The organism is Bradyrhizobium sp. R2.2-H, from assembly GCF_004346455.1.
In the GTDB taxonomy this organism is placed as follows: Bacteria; Pseudomonadota; Alphaproteobacteria; order Rhizobiales; family Xanthobacteraceae; genus Bradyrhizobium; species Bradyrhizobium diversitatis.
In genome coordinates this window covers 1-26924 of record NZ_SMBR01000018.1, presented here as the reverse complement: position 1 = coordinate 26924, position 26924 = coordinate 1, and the positions used below count along the sequence as shown (strand labels likewise).

At 58.5% G+C, this 26924-nt stretch carries 22 protein-coding genes; 14 read left to right on the top strand and 8 right to left on the bottom strand.

Annotation, left to right across the window (positions count from 1 at the left end):
• Window positions 1–349: 349 nt before the first annotated feature.
• Entirely contained in the window at window positions 350–1552 is a 1203-nt protein-coding gene (locus EDE08_RS33260) for a polysaccharide biosynthesis/export family protein (protein ID WP_061878780.1), read from the top strand.
• Window positions 1553–1655: 103 nt separating this feature from the next.
• Window positions 1656–2306, top strand: coding sequence for a hypothetical protein (locus EDE08_RS33255; protein ID WP_245524966.1), 651 nt, complete (start codon window positions 1656–1658; stop codon window positions 2304–2306).
• 68 nt (window positions 2307–2374) lie between these two features.
• On the opposite strand, the gene EDE08_RS33250 is transcribed toward EDE08_RS33255, so the two are convergent.
• Both EDE08_RS33250 and EDE08_RS33245 read right to left on the bottom strand, forming a co-directional pair.
• Entirely contained in the window at window positions 2375–3232 is an 858-nt protein-coding gene (locus tag EDE08_RS33250; protein ID WP_131873767.1) for an FkbM family methyltransferase, read from the bottom strand.
• A gap of 152 nt (window positions 3233–3384) precedes the next feature.
• Window positions 3385–4338: a glycosyltransferase family 2 protein gene (locus EDE08_RS33245; RefSeq protein WP_131873769.1), complete on the bottom strand. Its 954-nt coding sequence runs from the start codon at window positions 4336–4338 to the stop codon at window positions 3385–3387.
• A gap of 457 nt (window positions 4339–4795) precedes the next feature.
• On the opposite strand from EDE08_RS33245, the gene EDE08_RS33240 reads away from it, so the two are divergent.
• The 5 genes from EDE08_RS33240 to EDE08_RS33220 all read left to right on the top strand — a co-directional run bounded on the left by EDE08_RS33240 (window position 4796) and on the right by EDE08_RS33220 (window position 10574).
• The gene (locus tag EDE08_RS33240; RefSeq protein WP_131873771.1) at window positions 4796–6262 is read left to right on the top strand and encodes an O-antigen ligase family protein; all 1467 of its coding nucleotides are present in this window, start codon (window positions 4796–4798) and stop codon (window positions 6260–6262) included.
• 96 nt (window positions 6263–6358) lie between these two features.
• A complete protein-coding gene (locus tag EDE08_RS33235) occupies window positions 6359–6979 on the top strand; it encodes a hypothetical protein (RefSeq protein ID WP_061878785.1) in 621 nt (206 codons plus the stop codon).
• A gap of 223 nt (window positions 6980–7202) precedes the next feature.
• A complete protein-coding gene (locus EDE08_RS33230) occupies window positions 7203–9422 on the top strand; it encodes a polysaccharide biosynthesis tyrosine autokinase (RefSeq protein ID WP_131873773.1) in 2220 nt (739 codons plus the stop codon).
• A gap of 37 nt (window positions 9423–9459) precedes the next feature.
• Window positions 9460–10179, top strand: a complete 720-nt coding sequence (locus EDE08_RS33225; RefSeq protein ID WP_131873775.1) for a hypothetical protein — start codon at window positions 9460–9462, stop codon at window positions 10177–10179.
• A complete protein-coding gene (locus tag EDE08_RS33220) occupies window positions 10170–10574 on the top strand; it encodes a hypothetical protein (RefSeq protein ID WP_131873777.1) in 405 nt (134 codons plus the stop codon). Before EDE08_RS33225 ends, EDE08_RS33220 begins: the two co-directional genes overlap by 10 nt.
• 18 nt (window positions 10575–10592) lie before the next feature.
• Here the strand turns inward: EDE08_RS33220 and EDE08_RS33215 are convergent, their stop codons facing one another.
• The 4 genes from EDE08_RS33215 to EDE08_RS33200 all read right to left on the bottom strand — a co-directional run bounded on the left by EDE08_RS33215 (window position 10593) and on the right by EDE08_RS33200 (window position 14938).
• Complete coding sequence (locus EDE08_RS33215; RefSeq protein WP_131873779.1) at window positions 10593–11663, bottom strand: glycosyltransferase family 4 protein; 1071 nt, start codon at window positions 11661–11663, stop codon at window positions 10593–10595.
• Window positions 11664–11847: 184 nt separating this feature from the next.
• Window positions 11848–12519 (bottom strand): acyltransferase, encoded by a 672-nt coding sequence (locus EDE08_RS33210; protein ID WP_131873781.1) that lies wholly within the window; start codon window positions 12517–12519, stop codon window positions 11848–11850.
• 119 nt (window positions 12520–12638) lie between these two features.
• Window positions 12639–13418, bottom strand: a complete 780-nt coding sequence (locus EDE08_RS33205; protein ID WP_131873783.1) for a class I SAM-dependent methyltransferase — start codon at window positions 13416–13418, stop codon at window positions 12639–12641.
• A 56-nt stretch (window positions 13419–13474) separates the two neighbouring features.
• Window positions 13475–14938 carry an endo-1,3-alpha-glucanase family glycosylhydrolase gene (locus EDE08_RS33200; RefSeq protein ID WP_131873785.1) on the bottom strand — a complete coding sequence of 488 codons (1464 nt, stop codon included), beginning with the start codon at window positions 14936–14938 and terminating at the stop codon, window positions 13475–13477.
• 206 nt (window positions 14939–15144) lie between these two features.
• Between EDE08_RS33200 and EDE08_RS33195 the strand changes: the two genes are divergently transcribed.
• Window positions 15145–16596: a hypothetical protein gene (locus EDE08_RS33195; RefSeq protein ID WP_131873787.1), complete on the top strand. Its 1452-nt coding sequence runs from the start codon at window positions 15145–15147 to the stop codon at window positions 16594–16596.
• A gap of 4 nt (window positions 16597–16600) precedes the next feature.
• Here the strand turns inward: EDE08_RS33195 and EDE08_RS33190 are convergent, their stop codons facing one another.
• Both EDE08_RS33190 and EDE08_RS33185 read right to left on the bottom strand, forming a co-directional pair.
• Window positions 16601–17821 (bottom strand): polysaccharide biosynthesis protein, encoded by a 1221-nt coding sequence (locus EDE08_RS33190; RefSeq protein WP_131873789.1) that lies wholly within the window; start codon window positions 17819–17821, stop codon window positions 16601–16603.
• A 229-nt stretch (window positions 17822–18050) separates the two neighbouring features.
• Window positions 18051–19550, bottom strand: coding sequence for an undecaprenyl-phosphate glucose phosphotransferase (locus EDE08_RS33185; RefSeq protein ID WP_131873791.1), 1500 nt, complete (start codon window positions 19548–19550; stop codon window positions 18051–18053).
• Between the two features lie 194 nt (window positions 19551–19744).
• Here EDE08_RS33185 and EDE08_RS33180 point away from each other — a divergent pair, with 194 nt between their 5' ends.
• The 6 genes from EDE08_RS33180 (at window position 19745) to EDE08_RS33150 (ending at window position 26537) form a co-directional block, all read left to right on the top strand.
• Complete coding sequence (locus EDE08_RS33180) at window positions 19745–20773, top strand: ABC transporter substrate-binding protein (RefSeq protein ID WP_245524965.1); 1029 nt, start codon at window positions 19745–19747, stop codon at window positions 20771–20773.
• 802 nt (window positions 20774–21575) lie between these two features.
• Window positions 21576–22880: a WcaI family glycosyltransferase gene (locus EDE08_RS33170; protein WP_131873795.1), complete on the top strand. Its 1305-nt coding sequence runs from the start codon at window positions 21576–21578 to the stop codon at window positions 22878–22880.
• A gap of 153 nt (window positions 22881–23033) precedes the next feature.
• Complete coding sequence (gene gmd, locus EDE08_RS33165) at window positions 23034–24104, top strand: GDP-mannose 4,6-dehydratase (RefSeq protein WP_131873797.1); 1071 nt, start codon at window positions 23034–23036, stop codon at window positions 24102–24104.
• Window positions 24064–25047, top strand: coding sequence for a GDP-L-fucose synthase (gene fcl / locus EDE08_RS33160; protein WP_131873799.1), 984 nt, complete (start codon window positions 24064–24066; stop codon window positions 25045–25047). Before gmd ends, fcl begins: the two co-directional genes overlap by 41 nt.
• Before the next feature lie 34 nt (window positions 25048–25081).
• Window positions 25082–25687, top strand: a complete 606-nt coding sequence (locus tag EDE08_RS33155) for a WcaF family extracellular polysaccharide biosynthesis acetyltransferase (protein ID WP_131873801.1) — start codon at window positions 25082–25084, stop codon at window positions 25685–25687.
• A gap of 559 nt (window positions 25688–26246) precedes the next feature.
• Window positions 26247–26537, top strand: coding sequence for a hypothetical protein (locus EDE08_RS33150; RefSeq protein WP_245524964.1), 291 nt, complete (start codon window positions 26247–26249; stop codon window positions 26535–26537).
• Window positions 26538–26924 lie beyond the last annotated feature (387 nt).

Here is a 26924-nt window from a genome sequence, read left to right as displayed (position 1 = left end):
GGGGCGGCAGGGCTCCAGGGGCGACCAGCGGCGCCAAGGAGGGAACCTGCCAACAGCGGGATCAGAAGGAGGCCAGACACGGGGGAGTCCTATCCTGAATGGACCCAGCTTTGGCGAAGGGCGGCGAGGCCTCCGCCCGACATGCTGAGGCCTCAACTTGCGCATTTTGCCCGCCCGCCGGGCACACGAAATACAACAAATAGTCACAAAGGGTTAAACCAAGCCTCCAAGAGTGGCTCGCAGGCAACACTGGCCGACGGATCGCTCTGTTAACCGCCCGGAACGCTTGTCGCACCCACCCCTGAGGCCGTACCACCTTACGTCAATTGGGGACTCTCGGGCGCCATTCATGTCATCTATTGCCAAGACCTATGTTTTGAAGCCTGCGTTTCTGGCGGTCGCTTTAGCGCTCGGGGCCTGTTCGACCAATCCCGGCTCGGGCCCACTGACGGACGACGTCAACAACAAGATCCAGACCGAGAACGCGCCGGCCTACGAGCTGGTGCCGCTCAATCCGGCGACCGTGAAGATCCTGCACACCCATGAGCCCAAGGGGCTCGCCGGCGTGTTCACCGATCGCCGTCCGCCCGCCAGCATCGTGTTCGGCATCGGCGACGTCGTCAGCGTCACCATCTTCGAAGCCGCCGCGGGCGGTCTGTTCATCCCGGCGGAAGCCGGCGTCCGTCCGGGTAACTTCGTGACCATCCCGGACCAGGCGGTGGACAATGACGGCTTCATCACCGTGCCCTATGCCGGCCAGGTCAAAGCCGCGGGCCTTACAGCGGTCCAGATCCAGCGCTCGATCATCGAGAAGATCGGCAACCGCGCCATCGAGCCGCAGGCGGTCGTTGCGATGTCTTCGCAGCGCACCCAGCTCATCAGCGTGCTCGGCGAAGTCAATTCGCCGGCGCGTTATCCGGCGAGCGCGGCGGGTGCGAAAGATCGCGTGCTCGACGCGATCACCCGCGCCGGCGGCATCAAGGGCCAGGGCTTCGAGACCTGGGTCATGCTGGAACGCGGCGGCAAGCGGGCGACCGTGCCGTTCGAAAATCTCGTGATGGCACCCGAGAACAACGTCTATGTTCGTCCCGACGACAGCATCTACGTCTATCGCGAACAGCAGAAGTTCCTGGCGTTCGGTGCCAGCGGCCAGAGCGGCGAGTTCAACTTCGATGCCTGGCGCATCAACCTCGGCGAAGCGGTCGGCAAGGCCGGCGGTCTGCTGGATGGCCAGGCCGATCCGGCTGCGGTGTATCTCTATCGCCGCGAGCCGCGCGAGGTCGCTGCCCAGCTCGGCATCGACGTGAGCAAGTACACGTCAGAGACGATCCCGGTCATCTTCAACGTGAACTTCCGCGATCCGGGCGGCTTCTTCCTCGCCACCAAGGTCATGATGAAGAACCAGGACATCATCTACGTCTCGAACTCGCGCAACGTCGAAGTTGCCAAGTTCCTGACCTATCTGCGTGTGATCATGGCGACCGGCAGCGATGCCGTGAACCTCTCCAACGATGCCCTGATCTTCCGCAACAACATCAAGCTGGCGCCGTAAGACGCCAACTTGATCGACCAAGTCCGATGGCACCGGGCCTTTGTCCCGGTGCCATTTTCGTTTAGCAATCGAAGCGGTTCTGCCGGGGCTACCAGTTCGGGATTTGGATCAAGGCGCCATTGAACGCGGCGTGCCGGTCGTCGGTCCACCCCGGAGTGTTGCAAGGGGCTTCATGCGGTTTCGAGCATTCTGGCGTCTTCTGGCGCTCGTTCCTCTCGCCTTCGGGCTTGCACCGATCGGAAAGGCTCTCGGGGCTGCCGCGGAGCTGGGCGTCCGCCATCGGATCGACGTGCTGGTCTCCGCCGAGCCCGATGCTCCGATCCTGTCGCGCCTGAGGGGGGCCAAGGGCGAGCTGTCCTTGACCGTTCGTCTCTCGGCGAACTCCAAGGAGAGCAAGTTCTTCGGAATGTTGCGCCCGTCTTTTCCCGATATCGTCGTTCCCGATGGCGCCGGCAAACCGCTGGTGCAACTGACCAAGCTCTGGGAGGAGGATGTCTGCCATCAGCGCCGCGGGCTGCCCAAGGTCACCGTGACCCAGCTCAGCGGGCATTTTGCGGACGGCGAGGGGCGGATCGAGATCTCCGCCCTCAACCGGCACATCGGCCTTCTGGTCCCGCCCGACGAATTAACCCCCGGAATAAAACTCGACCCCGGGACCGATAGCCTCGGGGCATTCTATGCCTACCGGGCACAGACCCGGAACAGCCGCCTGAATGTGGATCTTAGGATCTACTCGATCGATTGCCCTCTTTAGTTCGGGCAAGGAGCAATCAGCCTCGGCCGATGAGCTGGCGCTTCCCGATCTGATCTGCTCCCGACGCGCTATCGCGCTGCGTGCGTGTCGTACCAACCCGCTGGAGGAAAGTCCGGGAAGCGGTAATCCTTTCGCCCGGCCGCGCGCACCAGCGCGGCCTGAATCCCGCCAAGCATGCGGAATACGCTCTTTCGCCCCTGGAAGATGCCGGCGTCTCCCGCCAGCGCATAGCCGCGGAAGATCCCCTTGTAGACCTCAAGCGCTTCGAACATGTCCATCCACCGCCCGGGCAGTTCGTTGCCGAACAGTCCGCTGCTGCCTTGTTCGAATCTGTGCGGCTGGAAACAGCCTTCGGTCGCCGGTTGAGGCGGCTCCTGCAGGGAGACGAGGCTTTGATCCACGATCTTGTATTTGGAATAACCCAGGCTCCTGAGCAGTTCGAACTCCCTTACGAGATCATTCCAATTCTTCTTCTCGGACTCGATCGACACAAATCGCGGGGGTTCGGAAATGTTCTCGAGTGAGGACAATGCGTCGAAATCGTTCCCTTCGATATCGATCTTGCAATATCTGGGAATGCCGTGGTCGCGCATGATATCGGCCAGCCGCTCGGCTTTAGCCGTTATCTTTTGCACGCTCGCTGCGCCCAGCATCTGGTTTCGCTTGACCCATTCGAGATTTGCCGTTCCCCAGACCGAGTGCTCGGTGTTGACGTAGAAGTCGATATTCCCCGGCGTCCTGGCTACGGCCAGGTTGAGGATCTTCAGTTGCCCTGTGGCAACCTGCTGGGAAAACTGCTGGCCAAGTGCGCTACAGAATTCCGGTACAGCTTCGATGGCAACGACCTTGAATCCCTTTTTGAGATAGAACCCGGTGTCTTCACCCTTGTGGGCGCCGAGATCGTAAATGAGGTTTTCGTCAATCATGGTTTTCGTACTCGTGTCCAGAGCGTGATGAGCGTCGTGCGCAATTCGTTTCTAAAGCGCGATGTGATTAGGGTGAATCGTCATGGCGCTTTAGGTTGTTGTTTAAGTATGGTCTTTTCGGAAAACCGCTGCGCACTTTTCCGGATCATGCTTTAGCGGTGGAAGGACAAGATGTTGGTTGGATGAATTGATCCGGCAATCAAATCCGCCACTGCAGCCATGTTTCCGGCTAGCCTGCCTCGATAATCGATCATCGGATGCTCGCGAAGTGAGCGCAGCGCGTTGGACGCGAGCGCTCGTGTCCAAAAGTATGCGCATTTTCCGAGGGTAATTGTTCCTTTGCGTGCAAGGTAGAGCGGATTGGCGAGCTGCGAGTAACCATATTTGTAGCCGCTGACCCGTCCGGACTTTGACCCGAGATGTACACCGGTCAAGTTTGAAGCTCGATAGATGTCCGAGAACCTCCTGATCTGTCCGGAAAAATCCGTATCCTCCAGCCAGCCATAGAGCGGCAGATTCTCGTCGAATGCACATTGGTCGAAGACTGTCGCTCTGAAGGCCATATTGCACCCGTACAGGCCCTCCTTCGACTTGCTGTATCCGGTCTGATCGCTCGCCCGAGGTAGCGCCAGCGCATCCGAAGCCTGATCCTCGGTGATTGCGATGCTGCCTCTTGCCCCGTCCATGATCACCGCTCCCGTAACGGCGAGGACCTGTGGACTTGCCGCAAACAGCGCTTCGCATTTCTGCAGCCAATCGGCTGCGGGCCTGAAGTCATCGTCGAAGAAGACAATGATCTTCGCAAGCCAGGCCTCGGGAGTGCTTATCTTCTTGGCCGTTTGTACGCCGTGGTTTCTCTGCGACGTCAGTCCCGGCCGAGGAGAAACCAGTCGGTGCACGCTCGGATCATTCGGGACGGCGGCAGCATCGGGCAAATCCTTGGGTTCAGCGCCCACGAGCATGACGCTATCAGGCGCGCGTTCTTGAAGTCGAAGCTGGTCTAGAAGAACTTGAACGTCTGCCGGTCTGCCGCGTGTCGCTAAGATGACGTCAATATTCAATTTACCCTCGCAGAGCGACGGCCAGCAACGCTGGTCGTCTGACATAAGAACTTCGTGGAAACGTTCGATCGGAAGCAGGAATTCTCCCGGAAACAGTCTGCCGGCAATTGGCGACGTGGGCTTTCGCAAGCCTGGAGATGCGGTGCGGGCGAAGCACTACCGGACCACGTTGCGGAAATCCAGCGTAGACGATTGAAATTGGGACCGTCCAGCCCCTTCATCGGATGATATCCGCGCTTGGGGCGAACCGTCCTGTTAACGAACTCGAGGCCCCCAGGATCGGGACGCATTGCGGAGCAGGGCCGGCAAAACGTTCTCCCTCTTTACTGTGCTCCCGGAAGTTGACGCCGGAAATTAACCTCTGTAGGCGGGGTACGGTTCAGAATGGATCATCCACCGCCGTCTCTGCCGAGTGCGGCACTTGCTGGACGCCTGCGGGATCATCCGCTCTAATGTATTCTCCACTGGGGGGCGTCAGACGAAAGCGATGGGCCGTGTTTCGATGAACATTCGCTGGTCGGCCGATCTCGTATCCAGCTGTGTGCTGTTCTTTGTTGTAGCGAGCGCGCCGTTCCCGTTTGGGTCGACCAACAATCTGGCCATTGCCTTCTGGTGCGCTTGTCTGGGAATTGCCCTGATATTTGCGCCGGCGAACGCCCTGCGTCGTCCCCATCTCTGGATCATCGCAGGCATCTTCATCGTTGTCGCTGCTTACGGCTTCGCGCTGCACGAACAGCTGTCTGACGGCCCGTGGATTGCGCCATATCATCCGATCTGGAAGCAGCTCGGCTCGCTGTTCGATACGGCCGTTGCGCCATCGGCCTCGATTGTCAGGTACGAAGCTTTCTTTGCTGTGGGGGCGCCGCTTGCAAACATCTTGGCTGTTCTGGTGGGGCTCGTCATTGGCGCCGACGCGAAGCGTGCACGCCAGGTAATGCTGGTGATCGCGCTCTCAGGCAGCTTCTACGCTGCATATGGCGTCCTCTCGTTCCTCATCGAGCCGACCATGATTCTGTGGCGCGACAAGACCGCCTATCTCAGCAGCGTCACCGGCACGTTCATCAACCGCAATACCGCCGCGGCCTATTTCGGCTCATGTGCGGTCATCTGGATACTTCTGCTTCTTACGGACGTGCGCCGCCACCTTCCCGGAGGACGCTTCAGATGGAGCAATCTCTCCCGCGATCTGGCTAAGATTCCCCAGGCTTCGATAGCTCTGAAATTCGCCGCGCTCCTGATCTGCGTCATGGCGATGTTCATGACTGGCTCGCGGGCGGGCGTGGCTGTTTCGCTCCTCTCCATGATCTTCGTCTTTGTCGTCTTCCTCCGGAAGGACCTTCGGCCGCGCACCGGCGTCTGGATGGCCTTGGCGGCCGCCGCCTTGGTCGCTCTCGTTCTCTTGGAATTGCTCGGTGGTCGTGTCGTGGGCCGCTTCGATAGCCAGGGGCTGACCGATAGTGGCCGGCTTGAGGGGTGGAAGTCCTCGCTGCTCATCGTCGCCGATACCCCCTGGTTCGGCACTGGGATGGGGACTTTCCAGTCGGCCTTTCCAGCCTTCCGCAGCCCGAATATTTCCATGCGCGGTACCTGGAATGCAGCCCATTCGACCCCTCTGGAGGTCGCTTTGGAGGCCGGAATTCCGATGACGCTCCTCCTGACGGCCGCTTGGGCGGTCATGCTCACGGTGCTTGCGCGCGGGGTGTTCAGCCGCAAGCGGAACGCTTCGATTCCTCTGGCCGCGATCGGCACTGCGCTGCTGGCATTGCTCCATTCCGGCCTCGATTTCACGTTGCAGATACCGGGTTACAGCATCCCCTTCTTTGCGCTTTTCGGGGTCGGCCTGGCGCAATCCTTTCACTCCGGCGAGCGGGGCGTCGAGCCGAAAGGGGCTGCGGCAAATGCGCTGTCGATCCGTGCTCGCACTTCGGGATCGCCAAAACAGTCCTCTTTTCAGGTGCTTGGGCCTTAACTATTCCTTTAGATTTGGTGGACAGGACTGCCTCTTTCGACTACTTTCCCATCGTTTCGTTCGGGCCATAAAGGCAAACTAGTTGTTGAGGAAATTATGAACCTTATCAGGTTTACGGTTCGAGCCGCTGTGGTGATTGCGATCGCAAGCTCGATATCCTCCGCCGCCAGCGCGGCTGTTTATCCGCCCAGCCGGCAACTGCAGGCTCAGATCATCTCCGATTTCAAGGGTTCTCCTGCGACGCTTCTGCAGCAATATCCTGACGGCGGTCCGCAGTTGATTTCGCGCGTCCGCGACCTGGGAGCTTCGGATCCGACGACAGTGCCGGGTCTGATCGAGCTGTTGAAGAACCCGGCGACATCGAAGGACCAGTTGCGCGCGATCGTCGCTGGACTTGCCCAGGTCGCCCGCATGGCTGCACAGACCGATCAGGCGTTTGCCAATGAGATTCAGGCCGCCGTCGCCGGAACGAACAATCCGGACGTGATTGCTGCCTATCAGGCCGCAACCGGCGATGTTGCAATCGCTGCGGCGGGCGGTGCCGGGGGCGGTGGCTCCGGTGGTGGGGGCCCGACGACCGGCTTCGGATTCGCCTTTGGTGGCAGCGGCTCCGGTGCCCAGAACTTTGGTGGCCTGCACTACCCGAACAGTGTGACGACTTATACGGGTTCAGTGACTCCATCGACCGCCTATCCTGCGGTCAGTCCGACGCAATAACGTCCGGGCCTCTTGCGCCGGCATCCCCTTAGAGAAAATAAACCAAGGCAGCGTGTCACGCGCTGCCTTTGATCTTCCGCGATGACTCGCACGATATACTGCCCGTGAAGCACGTGGTGTGTCCATGCTTCGATGACTAGGCGTGATTGCGGACACGTGAAATCACGTCGCCGCGCGCTTGTCGGCCCAAGTACGGGCATTGATTGATTTCAGGAATTACCGGATGTTGCAGCTGAACAAGTCCACCTCAGAGATCAATCGCGAATTCGCCGAGACTCAAGGCTCCCCGTTTCAATCGCTGACTTTGCATTTGGATGTCATCCGGCATCAGTTCCCAACAATTGTCGCGATCATATCCGCCTCTGTGATCTTGGCGCTTCTCTATCTCTTTACCGAAGCTCCGCAATTCACCTCTACGGCGTCGATCGTTATCGACACTCGCAAAGTACAATTGTTCCAGCAGCAATCGATGCTCGGTGACGTGGCCCCTGACTCCGCGTCGGTGGAAACGCAGGTCGAAATTCTCAAGTCCGAGAATATCAGCTTGGCGGTCATTCGTGATCTGCACCTGACGGAAGATCCGGAGTTCCTCGGCAACGGCGGAAGCTTGATCGGGTCGATCGGCAATTTCTTTTCCGATCTGTTTTCCAGTGGCCGTGCCGGTTCCGAGTTCAGATTGCAGCGCAAAGCCCTGCAACGCTTTGAGAGCAATCGTACCATCAAGCGTCTCGGTCTCACATACGTCATGGAGATCGGCTTCACGTCGCGTGATCCAGCGAAAGCGGCGCAGATCGCCAATGCGATCGCTGACGCCTACATTGTTGACCAGCTGGAAGCCAAGTACCAATCGACGCGTCGCGCCAGCGTCTGGTTGCAGGATCGCATCAAGGAGTTGCGCGCTCAGGCATCCGCGGCACAGAAGGCGGTTGTCGATTTCAAGACGGCCAACAACATTGTCGATACCGGCGGGCGCTTGATGAACGAGCAACAGCTCGCCGAAGTGAATAGCCAGCTGGTTGGGGCGCATGCCTCGACGGCCGAGGCCAGGGCGCGGCTGGACCGCATCAACGATATTCTGAAGCGCGAAATACCGGACGCGGCAGTGGCGGATGCTCTTCGGAACGAGACTATCGTCAAGCTGCGAGGCCAGTATGTCGACATGGCCGCCAAGGAAGCGATCTGGGCCGCCAAGTATGGCCACGATCATCTTGCCGCGGTGAACCTGCGTCGCCAAATGGACGAGATCAAGCGGAATATGATCGACGAGCTCAAGCGCATTCAGGAGTCTTACAAGAGCGACTATGATATCGCCGTCACGCGCGAGGAGAGCATCAAGGCTAGTTTGGCCACCGTGGTCTCGGAGTCTCAGCTCACCAATCAGGCGCAGGTTCGGCTACGCGAGCTCGACAGCAATGCGCAGTCGTATCAGGCGATGTACGACAATTTCCTGCAGCGCTACATGGAATCGGTCCAGCAGCAATCGTTCCCCATCAGTGAAGCGCGCGTGATCAGTGCAGCAACGACACCGCTGGTCAAGAGCTATCCAAAGACTCTCATCGTGCTGGGCGTGGCTCTTTTTGGCGGTTTGGTGCTGAGCTTCGTCCTGGCGATCGTGCGTGAAATGATGGACCGGGTGTTCAGGACGACTCAGCAGGTCGAGGAGGTGCTCGGCGCGAGTTGTATAGCGCTGCTGCCGACGGTGAACGCAGCTGCGACCAAGGACGCAAGGCCGAAATTGTTGCGTTATGTCGTTGATCATCCTCTCTCGCGCTTCTCCGAAGCGGTGCGCTCGACGAAGGTGGCGGTCGATCTGAACTCGATCGTTCGAGAGAACCGCGTGCTGGCGGTTACGTCGACTCTTCCGAATGAAGGCAAGAGCACGCTGTCTGCCAACTTGGCGCAATTGATGGCCCATGGCGGTGCGCGCGTCCTCCTGATCGATTGCGATCTCCGCAATCCCTCGCTCTCTCGCGCGCTGACGCCCGACGCGGAGTTTGGTTTGGTCGAGATCCTCGCGCATAAGGCTAAACTGGAGCAAGCGTTGACGGTTGATGCGCAGACGGGGCTCTCGATTTTGGCTGCAGGTACGACCTCCAAGCTTCTTCATACCAACGAGATATTGGCATCCAAGATGATGCATGGCCTGATTGGCGAGCTGAGGGACAAGTTCGATTACATCGTGCTCGACATGCCGCCCATGGCGCCGGTCGTGGACGTGCGCGTGACGTCGACTTTCGTTGACTCCTACATATTCGTCGTGGAGTGGGGCAAGACCCTGATGGACGTCGTCAGGCACAATCTGCGTGGTTCTCAGGAAATCCAAGACAAGCTGCTTGGCGTCGTTCTCAACAAGGCAGATACGAAGCGCCTTGCTCGCTACGAGTCGTACCACAGCCGTTACTATTACAAGAAGAACTATGCCCGTTACGGCTACGTCGATTAACGTGGGCGGGATCTGGCGGAAATGTTGCAGGGGCGTATTGCTTCTGACGGGTATCGCTGGAGTAGCCTGGTCACTGGTCGTGTTGCCATCGTTCTGGACCGATCTGCAGGTCAGCTCCATCGCCACGCATATTTTGGTCGGTGAACAGCTCAAGCCGGGGATCGTGGAGTCGATCGCGGTTCGTATGGACGCGGACTCGCCATCGAGCCTTCCCTACCCCAGTCTGGTACGAGCCCGAGCGCTGATTGCGTTTCGCTCGGCCGAGGAGGGCCTGCAGGGTAAAGGTTCCCAGGACCTGGAGCGCAGATTGTCGGCCGCGGAGACCAAGCTGAAGTCGTCGTTGATGCTCGATCCGGCCGACGCTTTTCTTTGGCTGTTGCTGTATTGGGTGAAGAACGAGCGAGACGGTTTCGACGCGGGAAATATTCGCTATCTTGAACAGTCATACGCGGCTGGACCATACGAAGGCTGGATCGCGCTCCGTCGCAACAGGTTGGCGCTGGCGATATTTCCACTGCTTGGGGAGCAGCTGCAGCAAAAGGTCGTTGCCGAGTTCGCTGGCATGGTCGAAAGCGACTTCATCGATGATGCGGCACGCAACCTGACGGGAGTCGGCTGGCCTCAAAGGGATAGATTGCTGGCGAGCCTCGGGGGCGTTCGCCTGGTCGCCCGTGAAGCTTTTGCGAAGCGGTTGGCATATGACGGCGTGAAGGCCACTGTGCCGGGAGTCGAATTACCTGAAAGGATGTGGCGGTAATGGTTCGATCGCTCTTTCGGCTTGTCCTGCTGATCTGCATGGCTCCGGCCTGGACATTGATCCAGAACGTTCCGTCGGCTCACGCACAAAGCACGAAATCAAAATTCACGATGCAGGGCGCCGCCGACACATCGGAATCGCCCGTCATCCGTGACGGCGCCAATCGTCCCTGCCTCAATGTTGAGGCGGCTGCCAAGGGGCACGTCCAGAACGGGGAGCTGATGGATCATATCGTGAGCGTCAAGAACAACTGCTCTCGAATGATCAGGGTCAAGATCTGCTACTACCATAGTGATCACTGCAAGGATGCGACCGTCTACGGCTATCAGCGCGTCGACACGATTCTGGGAACGATGAAGATGTCGATGTTTCGATATTCACTGTCTCAGAAATGAGCTCGCCGAGCGCCCTGCTCATCTGATCGCGGGGGCCTCGAAAAGGTCAATGAACTTTCTCGCGTCATCTTCACGCTGAACGAGCAGCGCTGCGCGATTACGCTCGGCCTCGTTCAGGGCGGTTTGAAAGTCAGCGACCGACTTTTCCCACGCGAGGATTTGTTCCGCGATCCCGTCGAGATCTGACGCGCGCGGATCGAGCAGCAGTTCTTCCGGCACCATGTTGGCGATGCATCCGCGGTTGGAGGCAGCGACGATGATACCCGCCATCTGCGCCTCATAGATCACCACAGGCTGCGCCTCGTTGACGTATCTCGTCGGAAATACCAGGACGTCGATCGAGGAGAGAAAGTGGACCTTGGCGTCGTCATATACGGGCCCCACATACTCGATCCCACCGATCTCGTTCGCGCGGCGCTTGATGTAGTGCTCAATCTCGAGATCGGCGCAGGGACCGGCGATTCGTGCCGTCAGGCCGGATCCGCTCTCTCGCAGTCGAGCCATCAGGTCGAGAAAGCGGTCGATACCTTTTTCGAGCGAGATGTTCGATAGATAGCCAATCGAGCCGAATGTCCGGTCACAGCTCCGTAGTTCGACGGCGGGCAAATCGATAAACGCCAGGTTGGAAATGACGAGCGTCCTTAGATGCTTGCCATACAGCTCCGAAAGTGTCGTGGCCATCCTGCTACAGAGCGCGATATGAAACTGGTTGGCGCCGGCCATGCGAACAATGGACGCCAAGATGGCGCTACGCTTCGTCAGGTAGGCGAAGCTGTGATGATGGAACGCGATCGTCTTCCCTGCCCACCGCGCAAGGATGACGACCAGCAGGTCATAGAGCAGTCCATAGCCGCCGGACAGAGAGAGGTAGAGTATCGAGGCCTCCGGGTGGCGAAGGACAGTTCGTCCGCATCGGACGTATGCGCGTGCGCGATTGAAATGATGCCGCCACCGATCGGGAGCATCGCCTGGTGAGGTGTTGCCGAACGCGAGTTGAAATCCGGCAGCGCGCAGAGTATCGGCCGCCCGCTTGGTGATGAGAGCTGCGCCATGAACCGGCGGAGGAAGGGGGCCCGCCACAACGATCATTCTACCGGGCACGAGGTCGTCGGTCCTTCAGCAATGTTAGCCAATGAATAATTGGTGGCGAGCGCAGCATTTGGCGGGGCAGCGCCGCGGATCCCTGATGTCGCCCGACGGGCCGTGGAGGCCAAATCATTGTGTGCGACACGTGGGCCGAGCCCGGGATACGGCTACGAGCCGCGTTTGAATATCAGGTGACCGTGAAGGCCGTTCGGTGAAAGATCTTTGCGGTCTTGGGGATGTCTCGCTGGTGAACCGCGGGGTTGCCGCCGATCATCGAGTATTCTTGGGGCGCGACGTGGGTCACGACGGCGCCCGAAGCCACAACGCAATAGTCCGGGATGGTGACGCCCTGCAGAATGATCACGCCGGTGCCGATCATCGTGTAGGCTCCTATCGTGATTGGAGAGCAGGTCTGCCGGGCGGACATTGGATTGACCCCGTGGGTCAACAACTGGCTGCGGAATCCGGCGAGACCGCAGAATTGACGAAACTCGATCCGGTCGGTGCAATCGATGTAATGCTGGCTCATCACCAGACTCGCCTTGCGCATGATAAGATCCGAACGTCGCTTCGTCCTGTTTCGGAAGGCCGGCGAATTCAGGCGAGTTGACAGTCCACCGATCCAGTTCAGATTGCCGATGACCGCATCTTCATCCATCTGCAACCGATCAAGCCGGCCGATATAGTTGAGATGACCGATGTAGGTCTTCGCTTCCAGGATGCATTCGTCGGCGAGAATCAAGGACAGACCGATCCGCGCGTCGCGATGGATCGAAAAACCGGGGATCGCGTTGAGGACCAGCCGACGGACTTTCCAGGGGAAGAAAAGAAATAAAACTTGAATAGCAATCTTCAGCATAGTCGTTCCTCGCGCCCACTCAAAATAACCGAAAGTGCTGCGGTTTGGTCAAGATCTCGGCTTTAAGGTTTATTTCGATAGTGTATCGCCTCGAGGACGCGAATTCACCAGCGCACCAGCTAGGCGGCTTCCGCCGGACAGTCGAGCTTCTTCCGCATGAAGACCATCAAGACCGTCTTGAAGGCCTGAGGCGTAAGCGACTGAACGAGTTGGAACGCACGGTAGAGGCCGCGGTTGTTGGCGTGGTAGGATGGCTCCGCATCCCAAGCATATACAAAATGGTCGAAACGCGCGGGTGGGAAATACCTCCGTAGCGTAGCCGGCGTATTCAAACGATAGACCGCCGGAAAGATGTCCTCATCCTTGCGCTCGGGTTGTGCCGAGCCGAGTATGGTGCGGCTAATTCCGCTGGGGACCAGGCGGTTGGCCAATGCGATGTAGCCGTACCTGTTTGGGGTTCGCGCGCAGATCCAGCCGCCGGGCTTCAAAAGTCTGTCCATCTCGGCGGTGCTTTGAGCCGGATCCGGAATGTGCTCGAATGTGTAATCCGACAGGATGATGTCGGCGCAACTGGCAGGCAGCGGCGCACGTCCCGTCGGATCCAAGAGCATCGCCTCGTCCAGCGATGGATTGGTGAAGACGGCTTCGTCGACGTCCAGTCCGATGACTTGGGCAACGCGTCCCTTGAAATTGCAGAGATTGCGCCGGTATTCCGAGCTGGCGTCTTCATGGATCGAGCCGCGGCCTGCGCCGAAATCGATCATTCTGGTGCTCGGCGTCACGAGGGCATTCACGCGTTGGTAAAACGCGATCGTGCCGTCGATTCTGGAAAATCCGCCGGCAGCCAATTCCGGGAAGAAAGTTGAATGCATGGGACTCACTAACGCTGGTGCGCTCAAGAGAAATGACGGCCAAATATCCAGGCAGTCGTCGTCTGAACCACGACCGGAATATTCTAGACCGGTGGACGGGACGACGATCCGCCGTGATACAGCAAATCCTGATAGGCCGAGGTCTCACGAATTTCGAACGCGCTCGGGAGGTCTATGACGCTGGCGTCTCCGCGGTTGAGGCGAAACCTCACTTTGCCCGGCACCAGCGGAATTCGAAACGACGTGATTCCAGCTTTCGCCTTCAGGCTCTTCGCGCCTTTCGCGGTCACTATCGTGAGCTCGCCCGGCTCCTTCAAGAACGCAAGCAGCTCAATGTCGTTCTGAGGCGGATCGGCAAAGCGGCTGACCAGATTTGTCGCGAACCTAAACGGTTGAGCCGAGCCGGTCCCAGCCGCCTCGGTGGACTCGATTCGGTGAAAATAGTAGAGCACGTCTTCAGTGATCGGCGGCATCGTGCCGTTCTTGAACCAAGCGATATAGAACGCAGCGAGATCGTAAAAAGCATATTGAATGCTGGTGGACGGTCGAATTTCGGATCCTTCGGAATAGTCGTTCCAGGTGGCGATGTTGACCGCGTCGGAGCCGATTTCCATCGCCGCGGCCCATGAAGCCCGGAATAATTCACTGTTGTGGCATTCCGAGAACCAGCGATTGTGCGGGCGGAAATCCTGGGGCCACACCACGGATGCCCAGACCTTCCCGGCCTGCTTCGCCAACTTTCCTACTTTCTTGAGAAGAGGGATGTCGCTCAGTTTGTCGACCCCCCACATCGATGCGCCATCGATCAAATCCATGAAATCGATCGTTCTGCGCACATCGAGAAATGTCGGATAGAAGAAGACCTTCTCTCCGCCGGCCGTCAGTCGTTGCAACAGTTCCTTCCATCGGCCAACGTCCCATTGCTCGGGAGAAAAGGCTCCCAGGATCAGTCGGCCGTCGGATTGACGCGCAACGTGGGAGTTCCGCGCCAGCTTGAGGATTGCGTCGGCGATCGCGTCGACCGGTGTCTTCACCAGAATTACGGTATCGATCGATAGTATGACTTCAAATCCCGGCGGGCCCTGTTTGGCGGCCTCGAGCATGTTGCGTAGGTGGATCATGTACGGGGAGCCGTCGTCTATGCCTCCCATGTTGAACAGGAAACCATCCAGCCCGATGTGACGAGCGGCTTTGATCTCATCGAGCATGTCAAGCACAGCCCAGTTTGCCTCTGGGCGTGGAGGTCGAGGCAGGGGCCGTTCGCGAACGAAGCCGCCTTCGGCCCGAAGTTTACCTTGGGTCCCGTCCGGCGACATATAATCGGCATACTGATCCTTGTCCGCCGGCCAGTTATCGAACGAGGTCGGAAACCAATGCCAATGAGCGTAAACTTTCTTCGCCTTCGCTCCCGAACTCGTCGCGGCCGCCACCGAGGCCGGCATTGAAGATGCTCCCGCGAGGAGGATGCCGGCGGAGAGAAGCCGACGCCGGTCCATACGGGCGTGCAGCTTAAGGTCGTCGTTAATCCGGGCCGGGAAAAAGGACATTCAAGTAAGTATTCCGTTGATATCTTCTATATATTACAAGGATATCTCACCTGAGATTTGGCCGCAAGGTGAGCGAGTTCGAAGCGTTAACGCGACCGAGATATGTATTGTACGATCTGCACCGAGGCTGAACTGCGGTGGGATGTGCTCTTTCCAGAGCCGGCGCCGCAACGTGGAGCTTGGCGAACTCTAATGTTTTTTAGGTTATGAACCAGTTCTCGCGTAGTGCAGCCGCTTCCCAGTTGTATGTGACGCCGAAGAGCGTCTTCGACTATGTCGTGATCGGCTCGGCCGGAGCCTACTTGCTCCTCTCGTTCACCCAGGCCTGGTCCAGCCCGCGTGCTTCGTTGATCGCTGCCATGATACTGGCGGTGAACGGGATCGTTTCCCTATTCGGACTGAAGATTGCTCTGGCCAGATCTTACCTGCTGTTCGTTGTCTTCTTCGTCTTCAACCTTCTGTTTCTGGCCGTGGCGCCTCTTCAGCAGATCGGAAACGACTTCGATCCAATTCTGGCTGATGTAAGTCTCGTCGTGCCGGCCAGCGTCCTTTGCGCATTCATGACGATCGTGGGCCTCTGCTTCGTCGTCTATCGTCCCTTTCGAGCTCCCGAATCCCGCCCTAACCGGTTTCTGGACAGAAGCCTCGCCGCCGAGCCGAACCCGAACTACACCCTTCTGGCAGCTGCCTCGATGGTCGTATCGCTCGGATTGGTTGGTTATCTTGGCTCGTCATTGCTTCAGGTGAATCGCGAGGCTTTCGGTTCGGTGGTTGGCGAAAGCAAGATGATCAACATTCTGGTCACGGCATTCTTCCGACCATTCACCCTGGTTGCTCCCGTTATCGGTGTCAGTGTCGCCTTGGCTCGCCGGAACACGGGCTGGGTGACGTGCTTTGCAGTTCTGCTTCTGGCGGGTCTCTTCATCAACAACCCGCTCATTTCCGCGCGTTTTCGCTCCTCGACATTGATCGTATTCTGCGTGCTTGCGATATTTGGTCCAAGAAGCGTTCGTCTGTTTCTTGTCACCTATTTCGCCGGATTGCTGGCGTCGCCCATATTCGGATCCATTTTCCGGTACGCAAACGTCTCTCTCGATCAGCGGCCGTTCTCCCAGTTCTTCGTCCATCCTGATTTCTCAGGCCTGGACCTGTTTTGCTATGCCATCATGTGGGTCGAAATGAAGGGCTTGGAATGGGGATCGAACATCATGGGGGCACTGCTGTTCTTCGTTCCGCGCGATCTTTGGGCGGGGAAGGGAAGAACAGTCGGCGAGATCATGCATGACTACATCTTCATCCTGAAAGGCTTCGGCACCGATAACGTTTCGGCTCCGCCGCCGATCGAGGGCTATTTCAGCTTCGGGATTGTTGGGGCGATGCTGATGTCGGTCGCGATCGTCTATGTTCTCGATCGGGTAGAACGTCGCGGCCTCGCTGCCCAAAGGCTGTCGCCGCTGTACTTCATTCTCTGTCTTTCGCCGATGCTTTGCATGATCTTGCTTCGCGGCCCGTTTCAAGTGGGGTGGTCGGAATGGGCAATCCATAGCTCTACCGTCGTGGCTTCGGCGATCATGCTCCTCCTCACCAAACGGAGGGTCCATATTCCTGCACCCCCCTCAATTCGCCGCGGCTCAATGCCGGAGACGTCGCAGAATTGAGCGGCTAACCGGGCTGCGTTCGGATACGGCCCGTGGTTCCCTTGACTGCCACCCAAAGCGCCGCGGCGCCATTGGCAATCGCCAGCGACACGAACGCACCGGTAACGCCAAGAGCCAGGCAACTGGGAATCGCGATGACGGCGGTGATCGCCGCGGAGATCAAGCTGCCGGCCTGCATCAGGCCGAGCCGGTGATTGGCCCTCAGCCACATGCTCACGGTCGCGAGTGCGAGGGCGAAGCTCGTCGAAATCAATGCAACGGGGATTGATCCTCCGAGCGCGACATACTTGGCTCCGAAGATGAGAGAGGCCGCGTCGCTGCCGAACCAAATTGCCATGACGGCCAACGGAAGCGGAGCAAAGACGATCAGAGCCAGGATCAGCAGGTGAGGCGTTTCAATCTGGCTGATCCTCGCGACTGCAATGCGCGGCGTGATGAATCCTGAGAGCCCGCCAAGCAACTGCGCGAATGGAGCTATCACGGCGAACATCAGCCGATAGCTTGCAACGGCTTCAGGCGAATTCAGGAACACGAACACGAACGGATAGATATTTGTCGTCGCCAGGCCGAGGAGGTTGTTGATCAGGAACGAATATCCCGCCCGGAAATGGGACTTCAGGGAGATGTTCTGGTTGTCGTTGAGCTTGCGTGGGATGTTTCGCCAAGCTGAGACAAGGAAGACCAGATTGCCGAGGATGAACGGTACGGTATATGCAAAGTGCGATTCCAGATTGACGTGGGGCAGCATCCAGGCTGACACGATCAGGACCGTTGCGTAAGCCGCCGCTGCGACGGCGGATGCCTGCACGTGTCCCTGAATGTGCATAATTCGCCGAACGAACTGGACCGGACCGGCAAAGCTGAAGAACAGGCAGGCGAGAGCCACAACGGTGAGCGTTTGCATCTCGTGAGTGCTGCTGGTCAAGACGAGTGCGCATCCTGCGGCCAGTGCCAGGCAGCAAAAGGATACATTGACCGTCCACAGGCGCCGTAACAATGATCGTTGACTGTCCTGTGCGCTGATTCCGGTCGCGATGATGGGATCGCAGATGACCGCGTGATGAGCGCCGATGAGAATGAGATAGCAGGTATATCCAAGGCTCAGCTCGGCGAATTCGGCCAGCGGCAGCCGGCGCGCGACCACCGCCAGGTAGAAGAAATTGGAGAAGCTGAAGATGACCTGCTCGCTGCCCAGAACGAAATATTTGATGAGGTAGGTTTTCATCTTCCTGAAATTGGATTGCTGCTGGCGGGCGCTAGGCCTTAGCGGTGGTACCCTGTTTGCGCAACGTTATAGGATGATGCGCAGCCCCGATGCGAGCTTGTTTGAGGACAAAGTTAATTGCCTGATTCTCATTCTGGGCGAACGAATCCACGATCAGGCGCGTGCCCATGCGATTGGCGGCATCGCTGAATGAATGGAATGCCTCTACCGGATGGGGCGGGGCAAGACATCAGTAGGCCACGGGATCGCGAGTCACTTGTACCACGGTGCGCAAGATGATCTTCGCGTCGAGCCAGATGCTCCAGTTGTTGATGTACCACAAGTCCAGGTCGACCCTGGATTTCATCATGTTGACGGTCAGCGTTTCGCCGCGGTAACCGTTGACCTGGGCCCAGCCGGTGATGCCTGGTTTGACGTGTTGGCGAAACGCGTAGTTGCTGATGACCTGCTCGTACTCCGAGTTGTGCGCAGCCGCGTGGGGGCGGGGGCCGACCAGCGACATGTCGCCCAGCAGGACATTGAGGAGCTGCGGCAGTTCGTCGATCGAGGTCTTACGCAGCCATTTGCCGACCGGGGTTACGCGAGGATCGTTCCTGCGCGCCTGCAGAATGATCGGTCCATCTTCCAGCACGCGCATCGTCCGAAACTTGTAGATCTTGAAGGCGCGACCGTTGAAGCCGTTCCGGGTCTGCCGAAACAGCACCGGGCCGGTCGATGTGCATTTGATCAGGATCGCGGTCATCAGCATGACCGGTGCGAACACCAGCAGGCCGAGGCTGGCACCGATCAGGTCGAACGCGCGTTTGAGAGCCTGTTCTTGTCGCGAAATTGGTGCACGCCGTATCTCTGCAATCATGCTGCTCCCGGCAGTCGTGACCGGGTAGCGCAAGAACCTCGAGACATCCGGATCGGAGACGAGATTTACCGATATCGGAAGGATTCTCAGCGCGTCCGCGATCATGTCGATCGCGTGCCAATGATCCCACTTGAGCAGCAGGAACACTTGTTCGATCTGGTTCTCCCGCGCGTAGGCGATGAAGTCGTCGAGGCGCGGTCCGATCGACGGGATCAGCGCCGGCGAAGTCAGGCACTCCGGGCGGAGCTCCATGATCCGCGTGATCCGGTAGCCATGCTGTGTGAGCTCTGCCATTGCCTCCGGTGACAGCAGCCCGCGCTCGGCGATCGCCACGGCGCGGCGCCTGGCGAAGGCACCGCCGTTCCGCAACGCCGTCGTGACAAATCGCGCAATGGCTGCCTTCGCCAGCAGAAGCAGGACTGGAGTGACTAGGTAGAACGAGATGATCGTGCCGCGCGAGACTTGATTGCTGGCCTTCATGGCGAAGGTGATAACGATCAGCGCGCTGAACAAGGCGGTCCACGTTGCCAGTGTCTTTTTGAATAGCCGCGGCAGGTCAGTAAAGTTTTTGAGAGCGTAGCCGTGCTGAACCTTGATCAGAAGTATGAAGTTGAGCGCAACGAGGAAGCTGAGCGCGGTGTAGACGTCGAGTTGGTCGTGCTCAGGCCGTGCAAAGATCTGGTATCCGGCAGCGCAGCCGACGCCGCTTGCGACGATGATGATAGCATCGGCCACAAGAGCCAGCAGCTCGACAATGTTGGGTCGCCACCACCGCACGACTAAACTTGCACGTGCCGGATTCGCCTCATCGAGAACGTGAATCTCTACCGGACTGTCCGCGGCGCAGGTCGGGCGAGCCGATGCAATTGTCATAATATCAACTCAGGAAAAGGAAGATCCGGGTTGGGTGCTATCAGGAAAGGCCGTAGTCGAAACAAGACGAATTGAAAAAATAACCTTACTTCTTGTGCTCCTATTATCCTAATTCTGCCATTTGGAACACAAAATTTCGAAGGTCGGAAGGGGATACGTTCATGCGTCACCGACGACGGCGATCGGGATCAACGGTGACGCGCCGGGTGGCGATCGGTCTCGCGGCGCTGTCCGCAACCGGCCTTGTTGTCTTCGCCTTGATTCCTGACGTTACGCCCGTCCACACCCCCGCCGATTCCTCGTTTCACGCCAGCTTCTTCCTGGATGGGCCCTACTCCGCTCGCTTCGCCGGCGAGATGATTGCTGCCAAGGAGGGCTATTTCAAGCGAGGCGTCGCGATGAGAGCCCTTCCAGACGATCCCAATTTCGTCGAAACGGTTGCGAGGGAGAACGCAATCGGGGTGACGACGGGCCAGAAGTTCTTGCTTGCGGTTTGGCGAGGGGCTCCTGTCACTGCCTTTGCAGCCAGCTTCCTTGACACCTCGGTGGCGATTTTCGCGCTGGAGCGGTCGGGCTTGCATCGGCCGGATGACCTCATCGGCAAGCGCATCGGTTGCCGCGAGGGGAGTGAGGCAGAGGTCGTCTTCGACGCCATGATGGCCAGGCTTCGATTGCCACGTAGCCAGATCGTCAAGGTTTCCGACCGGGCCAGCTTCCAGGCGCTGAGATCTGGGGATGTGGACGCGATCGTTGTCCCGATCGATCAGCAGCCTAGCCAGACAAGCGCGGACTACGTCCCATTGAGCGTTATGAAACCTCAGGACTACGCAATCCACGTGCCTGGGCAGGTTTATTTCGCCAGCAATGATCTGATTCGAGAGCGGCCGTCCGCAATTGCCGATCTGTTGCACGGCTTGGTTCGGGGGTGGCAATTTGCCTATGCCGATTACAGCCGGGCGATTCCTATCATTGTCGATTTTGACCGGTCCGGCCTCGATCCCGAGCGCGTCAAGTTCGAAATGGAGCAGCAGCGGTCGCTGGTGCTGCCTGTCGGCGCCCGAATAGGCGAATACGACGAAAGTCGGTGGCGAACCCTGCGCGATATCCTGGTCTTCGCGGGTCTTGGCAGGGAGAACGCCCCGCTGCTTCAGGCTGTCAGCACACAATTCATCAGGGGCGAGTATCGGCGAGCGCCGGAAAAGGAGGGGGCCGGCGCCTTCTAGCGGCCCCGATTCGACATTCCGGGCTGGTGGATGGATACGCTATGGTCCGTTGCCTTTTTCCGATCCCGTTGATAAACAATCTGCTCGATATCCGGCTGAATTTTGAAAGATTCTGATTTGGCGCATTTCGTCGCCGGTTGGCGAGCGCAGGGGAAGGTGATGGCAAAGCAGACTATCCGGCGTTTGGGGTTGTTGGTATCGGCAATGGTCTTGTTGGCCGGGCCGCAGGCAATCGCTGCGATGCAGTTGCCGGCACCCGTCGTCCCGACGCCGGCCGAACACGTATTCCCGGTTACCTTCTGGGCTCAACCATATCCATACCGCTATGTGCCGCGGCGGCGTTGCCCTCAAGTCCGCGTGGAAACTCCCTACGGTTGGTATTGGGATCGGGTCTGTATAGCGGAGACCAGCCCGGTCCTTCGCCGGCCTTACTAGGCGGGGCGTTTCTGGGAGAGCTTGCGTTGCTTGTCGCGCTTGACGGCTCTTGACGGTACGCGTTCATCATTAAAATGATCCTTTCTTTACTCCGTTAATGAGAGCTGCCACCACCTCGCAAGCGAAAGTGCGGGGAGCGACAGACTGGTACCTTGCGCAAGCGCACGTACTGGCCCGGAGCGAAGTTTTTCTTTCCGACGATTGGCGGGCCTTACCGAGCGTAGTCCCCTCGATTTCGCACCGGAGTTCAAGCGGCGATTAGCCGCCACGGCAGCGATCGTTTCAGCGGAGGCTGCGAAGCCAAAGCGGTGATCATTGGCTGTCTCGGGTTCTTTGGATACGAGTTATCGTTTAGGATTTGGATTGAATGCGTATTCTTTTGGTCGGCATCAATTACGCTCCCGATCTGATCGGCGTGGCCAAATACAATACGGAGCTTTGCGAAAGCCTTGTTGCCGAGGGCCACGAGGTGAGGGTCGTTACGGCGCCTCCCTACTATCCGGCCTGGAGCATCCCGGCCGGTTTGAGTGGCTCCTATTTCAGGCGCTCGATGATGGGGGGCGTGGGCGTCATGCGAGCGCCGATCTACGTTCCCAAGCAGCCGACTGGTGCAAAGCGTCTGATTCACCACTTGTCCTTTGCACTGACAAGCTTGGTGCCGGCGCTGATCGATGCATATTCCTGGCGGCCCGACATCATAATTTCCGTCGCGCCGTCGTTGATGTCGGCCCGATTTGCTTCCTTTGTTGCTCGTCGCACCGGTGCTAAGTCGTGGCTTCATGTGCAAGACTTCGAAATTGATGCCGCATACGGTCTAGGACTGCTCCGGAATGCTTCCCTACGGAAGGTGATGCTCAAGGCGGAGGCGGCGGTCCTCAGGTCGTTTGATCGCGTTTCCAGCATCTGTCCGCAAATGGTGGAGCGTTTGTGGGACAAGGACGTCGATCCGCAAAGAACGACCGAGATCCGAAACTGGATCGACACGGATGTGATATTTCCCCGTCCGAAGCAGACCAAATATCGCGCATCCCTGAATATCGACGAAGATGACGTCGTTGCTCTCTACTCCGGGACCATGTCGGCCAAGCAGGGACTCGACCTCCTCGTCGAAGCCGCCGCTCTTCTTCGGCGTAATCCGCGACTGCATTTCATTCTCGCTGGTGAAGGGCCGCACAAGGCAAGACTGGTGGACATGGCCTCTGAGAATCCGAGAGTTCATTTCCTGGAACTCCAGTCGAACGAAAGTTTCAACGAATTGTTGGCGACGGCTGACCTTCACGTAGTCCCGCAGAGGGCGGAGGCGGCCGACCTTGTATTGCCGTCCAAGTTGGGGGCGATGTTTGCGTCCGCGCGCCCCGTCGTCGCGATGGCAGAACGGGGCACGGGGCTTGCTGCCGAAGTGCAGGGTGCCGGTTTGCTCGTTCCGCCGGGAGACGTTCGATCGCTTGCAGATGCCATTCTTCAGTTGAGCGAAGATCCTTCTCTTAGCGAGAGGCTTGGCGCAGAGGGACGAAAGCGCTCCATCGAACGTTGGGACCGCCGTACCATCGTGCGTCGCTGGATCGAGAGCATGAGTTCGATTTGCGGTCTGCCGGGTAGATCTGAACACGGGACCGGTGTGGTTTCCGAGAAGGCGACGACATCGATCAATGACGCTCTTCGTCTGTCCTGACGTGATACGTCAGAATGTCTCCGGCGTTAATGATCAGTCCCTGCCACGATTGACCTGCATGGAAGGTCGCTTCTACATGACAACGGTGGTTGAGCCGTTCCATCGTTATCGTATTTGTTTCCAATCCCGGCGGTCAACGGCAGGTTTTCGCATATGAGTGGGCGTGTTGCGCTAATTACGGGCGTCACTGGACAAGACGGTGCGTATCTCGCCGAGCACCTTATATCGCTCGGTTACGTCGTTCATGGCATCAAGCGACGTTCGTCTTCCTTCAATACTGCTCGTGTCGATCATTTATATCGCGATCCGCACATTGGTGATGTGCCGTTCCTGATGCACTACGGCGACATGACTGATTCCACCAATCTGATCAGGCTCGTGCAGCAGATCAAGCCGACGGAGATCTACAATCTCGCGGCGCAGAGCCATGTCGGCGTCAGTTTCGAGAGTCCCGAATACACCGCTAACGCCGACGCAATCGGGGTACTGCGGCTTCTGGAGGCGATCCGCATCCTGGGCATGGAGAAGGAGACGCGGTTCTATCAGGCATCCACGTCCGAGCTGTATGGGCTGGTGCAGGAGATCCCGCAGAGGGAGACAACGCCGTTCTATCCGCGCTCGCCCTATGGTGTCGCGAAGCTCTACGGATACTGGATCACGGTCAACTACCGCGAGGCCTACGGGATGTTTGCCAGCAACGGCATCCTGTTCAACCACGAGAGTCCCATCCGCGGTGAAACGTTCGTGACCCGCAAGATCACGCGCGCCGTGGCCCGCATCGAGGTCGGGATCGAGGATACGCTTTACCTGGGCAATCTCGAGGCGAAACGAGATTGGGGGCATGCCAAGGACTATGTCGAAGGGATGCACTTGATCATGCAGGCGGACAAACCGGACGATTTCGTGCTTGCCACTGGCGAGACCCGCTCGGTGCGCGAGATGGTCGAACTCTCCTTCAGGGAGGTGGGACGCGAGATCGAATGGCGCGGCAAGGGCGTTGATGAGACTGGCATCGACAGAAGCACCGGCAAGACGGTGGTTCGAATCGACCCGACCTATTTCCGCCCGACCGAGGTGGACATTCTGGTTGGCGATGCGAGCAAAGCGAACAGGGTGCTGGGTTGGAAGCCGAAGCGGACGTTCGGCCAGCTCGTGCACGAGATGGTGGCAAGCGATCTGAAGGATGCAAGGCGGGAGCTATCGAGTGCCAACCACAAAGTTTGATCTGAATGGCAAGAGCGTCTACGTCGCCGGGCATCGGGGGATGGTCGGCGCTGCGCTCGTGCGCAGGCTCGCGCAAGAAAACGTCCGGTTGCTCACCGCGAAGCGAACCGAAATCGACCTGATCAACCAAGCTCAGGTGTCCGATTGGTTCGCAATGATGCGGCCGCAGGTCGTGTTCGTCGCAGCGGCCAAGGTGGGAGGAATTTCCGCGAACGACAAGCTTCGCGCCGAGTTCATCTACGAGAACATCGCAATCGCGGCTAACGTCATCCACGCTGCGCATACAAGCGGTGCCGAGAAGCTGATGTTTCTCGGTTCATCCTGCATCTATCCCAAATTTGCGCCTCAGCCGTTGCGCGAAGACTCGATCTTGACTGGTCTGCTTGAGCCGACCAACGAGCCCTATGCGATCGCCAAGATCGCCGGCATCAAGATGGCAGAGGCCTATCGGCGCCAGTATGGCTCTGACTTCATTAGCGTGATGCCGAGCAATCTCTATGGCCCCGGGGACAACTATCACCCGGAATATAGCCATGTCGCAGCGGCCCTGATCCGACGCTTTCACGAAGCCAAGGTCGCCGGAAGCAAGAGCGTCGTGGTCTGGGGAAGCGGTTCGCCGCGTCGCGAGTTTCTCTTCGTCGACGACATGGCGGACGCCTGCATTCACCTGATGAAGAACTATTCCGACGAGAGGCCGATCAACATCGGCACCGGCAGCGACATCACCATCGCTGAGCTCGCCCGTATGATCGCCGGTATCGTCGACTATCGAGGGGATATCGTCTTCGACCCGACACGCCCTGACGGAACGCCGCGCAAGCTGCTTGATGTCAGTCGTCTCGCAGCACTCGGGTGGCAGGCCAAGACTCCGTTGGAAGCCGGGATGCGGCGCGCCTATGAGGCCTACCTGACGACCCAGGCATCCGCCATAGACGACCGGTGAAACATAGTCCTCCCTCTGTGCCAAACTTACCATAATGCGCGAGTTTCAGAAGCTGGATCAGTTTCGTGTACCGCCGGGATTTCGCGGACGGGGAGCGGTCGTCGTGCTGCTTTGGCAGGTCGTTCAATCGACACTCTTTGCACTTTCGCCTCAGCCCTTTTTTGCATGGCGGCGCTTTCTGTTGCGCCTGTTCGGAGCAAAGATCGGCCGCAAGGTGCTGCTGCGCCCGACGGTGCGCGTGACCTACCCCTGGAAGACTGAGATAGGGGACTATTCCTGGATTGGTGATCACGTCGAACTGTACAGCCTGGATTGCATTTCAATCGGTTCTCATTCGGTCATTTCGCAGCGATCCTATCTCTGCACGGGATCGCATGACATGGCCGACCTCGCGTTCAGCTACATCACCGCCCCGATCACGGTCGGCGATCAGGTTTGGATCGCCAGCGACGTGTTTGTTGCGCCGGGCGTGAAGGTGGGCAGAGGCGCCGTCGTCGGCGCGCGGAGCACCGTGCGCGAGGATGTTCCTCCCGAGGTCGTGGCCATTGGCGAGCCCGCGCGGGTCGTGCGCGATCGCCTCGCGTCCGATGGGGACAACTCCTGCAATGCAATCTCGGAGCCATCCGATCCGCGCCGCTGATTGGCTCGAGCCACGGGCCTCGGATTCCTGATCCTGCGTCGTCTTCCGGTGGACACGTGCAGATCATGATGCAGATCCAGTACAACCTGGCTGACCAAAGGGCCGTTGATGTGCCAACCATGGAGCGATTGCCTGGAGCGGCGATGCGATCAATAAGCTCGGGCGTCTAGGCCGACTTCATCGCAGAGATCCATATGAGCAGTAGCGGCTCGTCGCGGCTTTCGGCGCTTCAGTCGCGGCGAAATCGACGACCGGACGGATGCCGCGCTGCGCCTTCAATTCCAGAGCGCTCACGGAGCAGCGCAGGTCTGAGTTGCAATCAGTTATGAATTCAATCTTAAGCTATATATGTAGGCGGCTCCTGGGACCTGTTCTCAAGTCGAGAAATCTGCAGCAATCTTGTTGCCCTCGTGGTCCGGATCCGGCGGCCCCGTTCCAGATCAAAAGTTGCGTCGCAGCCGTCCTCGTTTGACCTCAATCGAGAAATAAGGATATCTACACCTAGAAATGCAACCTGCGGTGATGTCTGAGCGACGATCCATGCGCCCGAGGCGAGTGAATGCCTGTTGATCGCTACGCCGAATACACGGAAAATCGAAATGGGCTAGAGGCAGAGCCGAGGGAACGGCTGATGCCAAGAACTCTGCAGGAACAGCTGGACCAGGTTGAGCGCGACATCAAACTCTTCACCGAGTTTGATAGGGCAGAGAAAGCTCGGTTGAATTGCGAGTCTTACCTGTGGACTGCCGAGGACCGCATCGAGTGGCAGGAGACGCAATCTGACAATGCTCGACGATTACGAGAACTTCTCGACGAGCGTGAAGTTTTGCGCCGCCAATTGAATCTGTAAACTGACGGTTGTGGATGCTGCAATCCGCAAGGGAGAAATGGCAGCCCTCCCTGGTCCGGCTTCAAGAATGCCCCCCGATTCGATCTTACCCGCATTCGTCTTTTGATTGCTTTGCCGTGAGCGATGTCCTTGGAAGGCACGCCGCACTCCGCAATCGGAATTGATTGATCAATCCGGCAGCGGACCGCTGCCGACGGATGGCGATCGTCAGTGCGGATGATGCGGGTTCGAGCGCACCTGGTCGCGCAAGGCGTACGATCTCGAGAAGGTCGATGACGGCAGCCGGATACGGCTAGAGCAAAATCTGACCGACTTGGATCGGGAGGGATTCCCATGGGAGTCAAAATCTGATTCACCCTGTGTGCTGGACGAGGAGGCCGGCACACA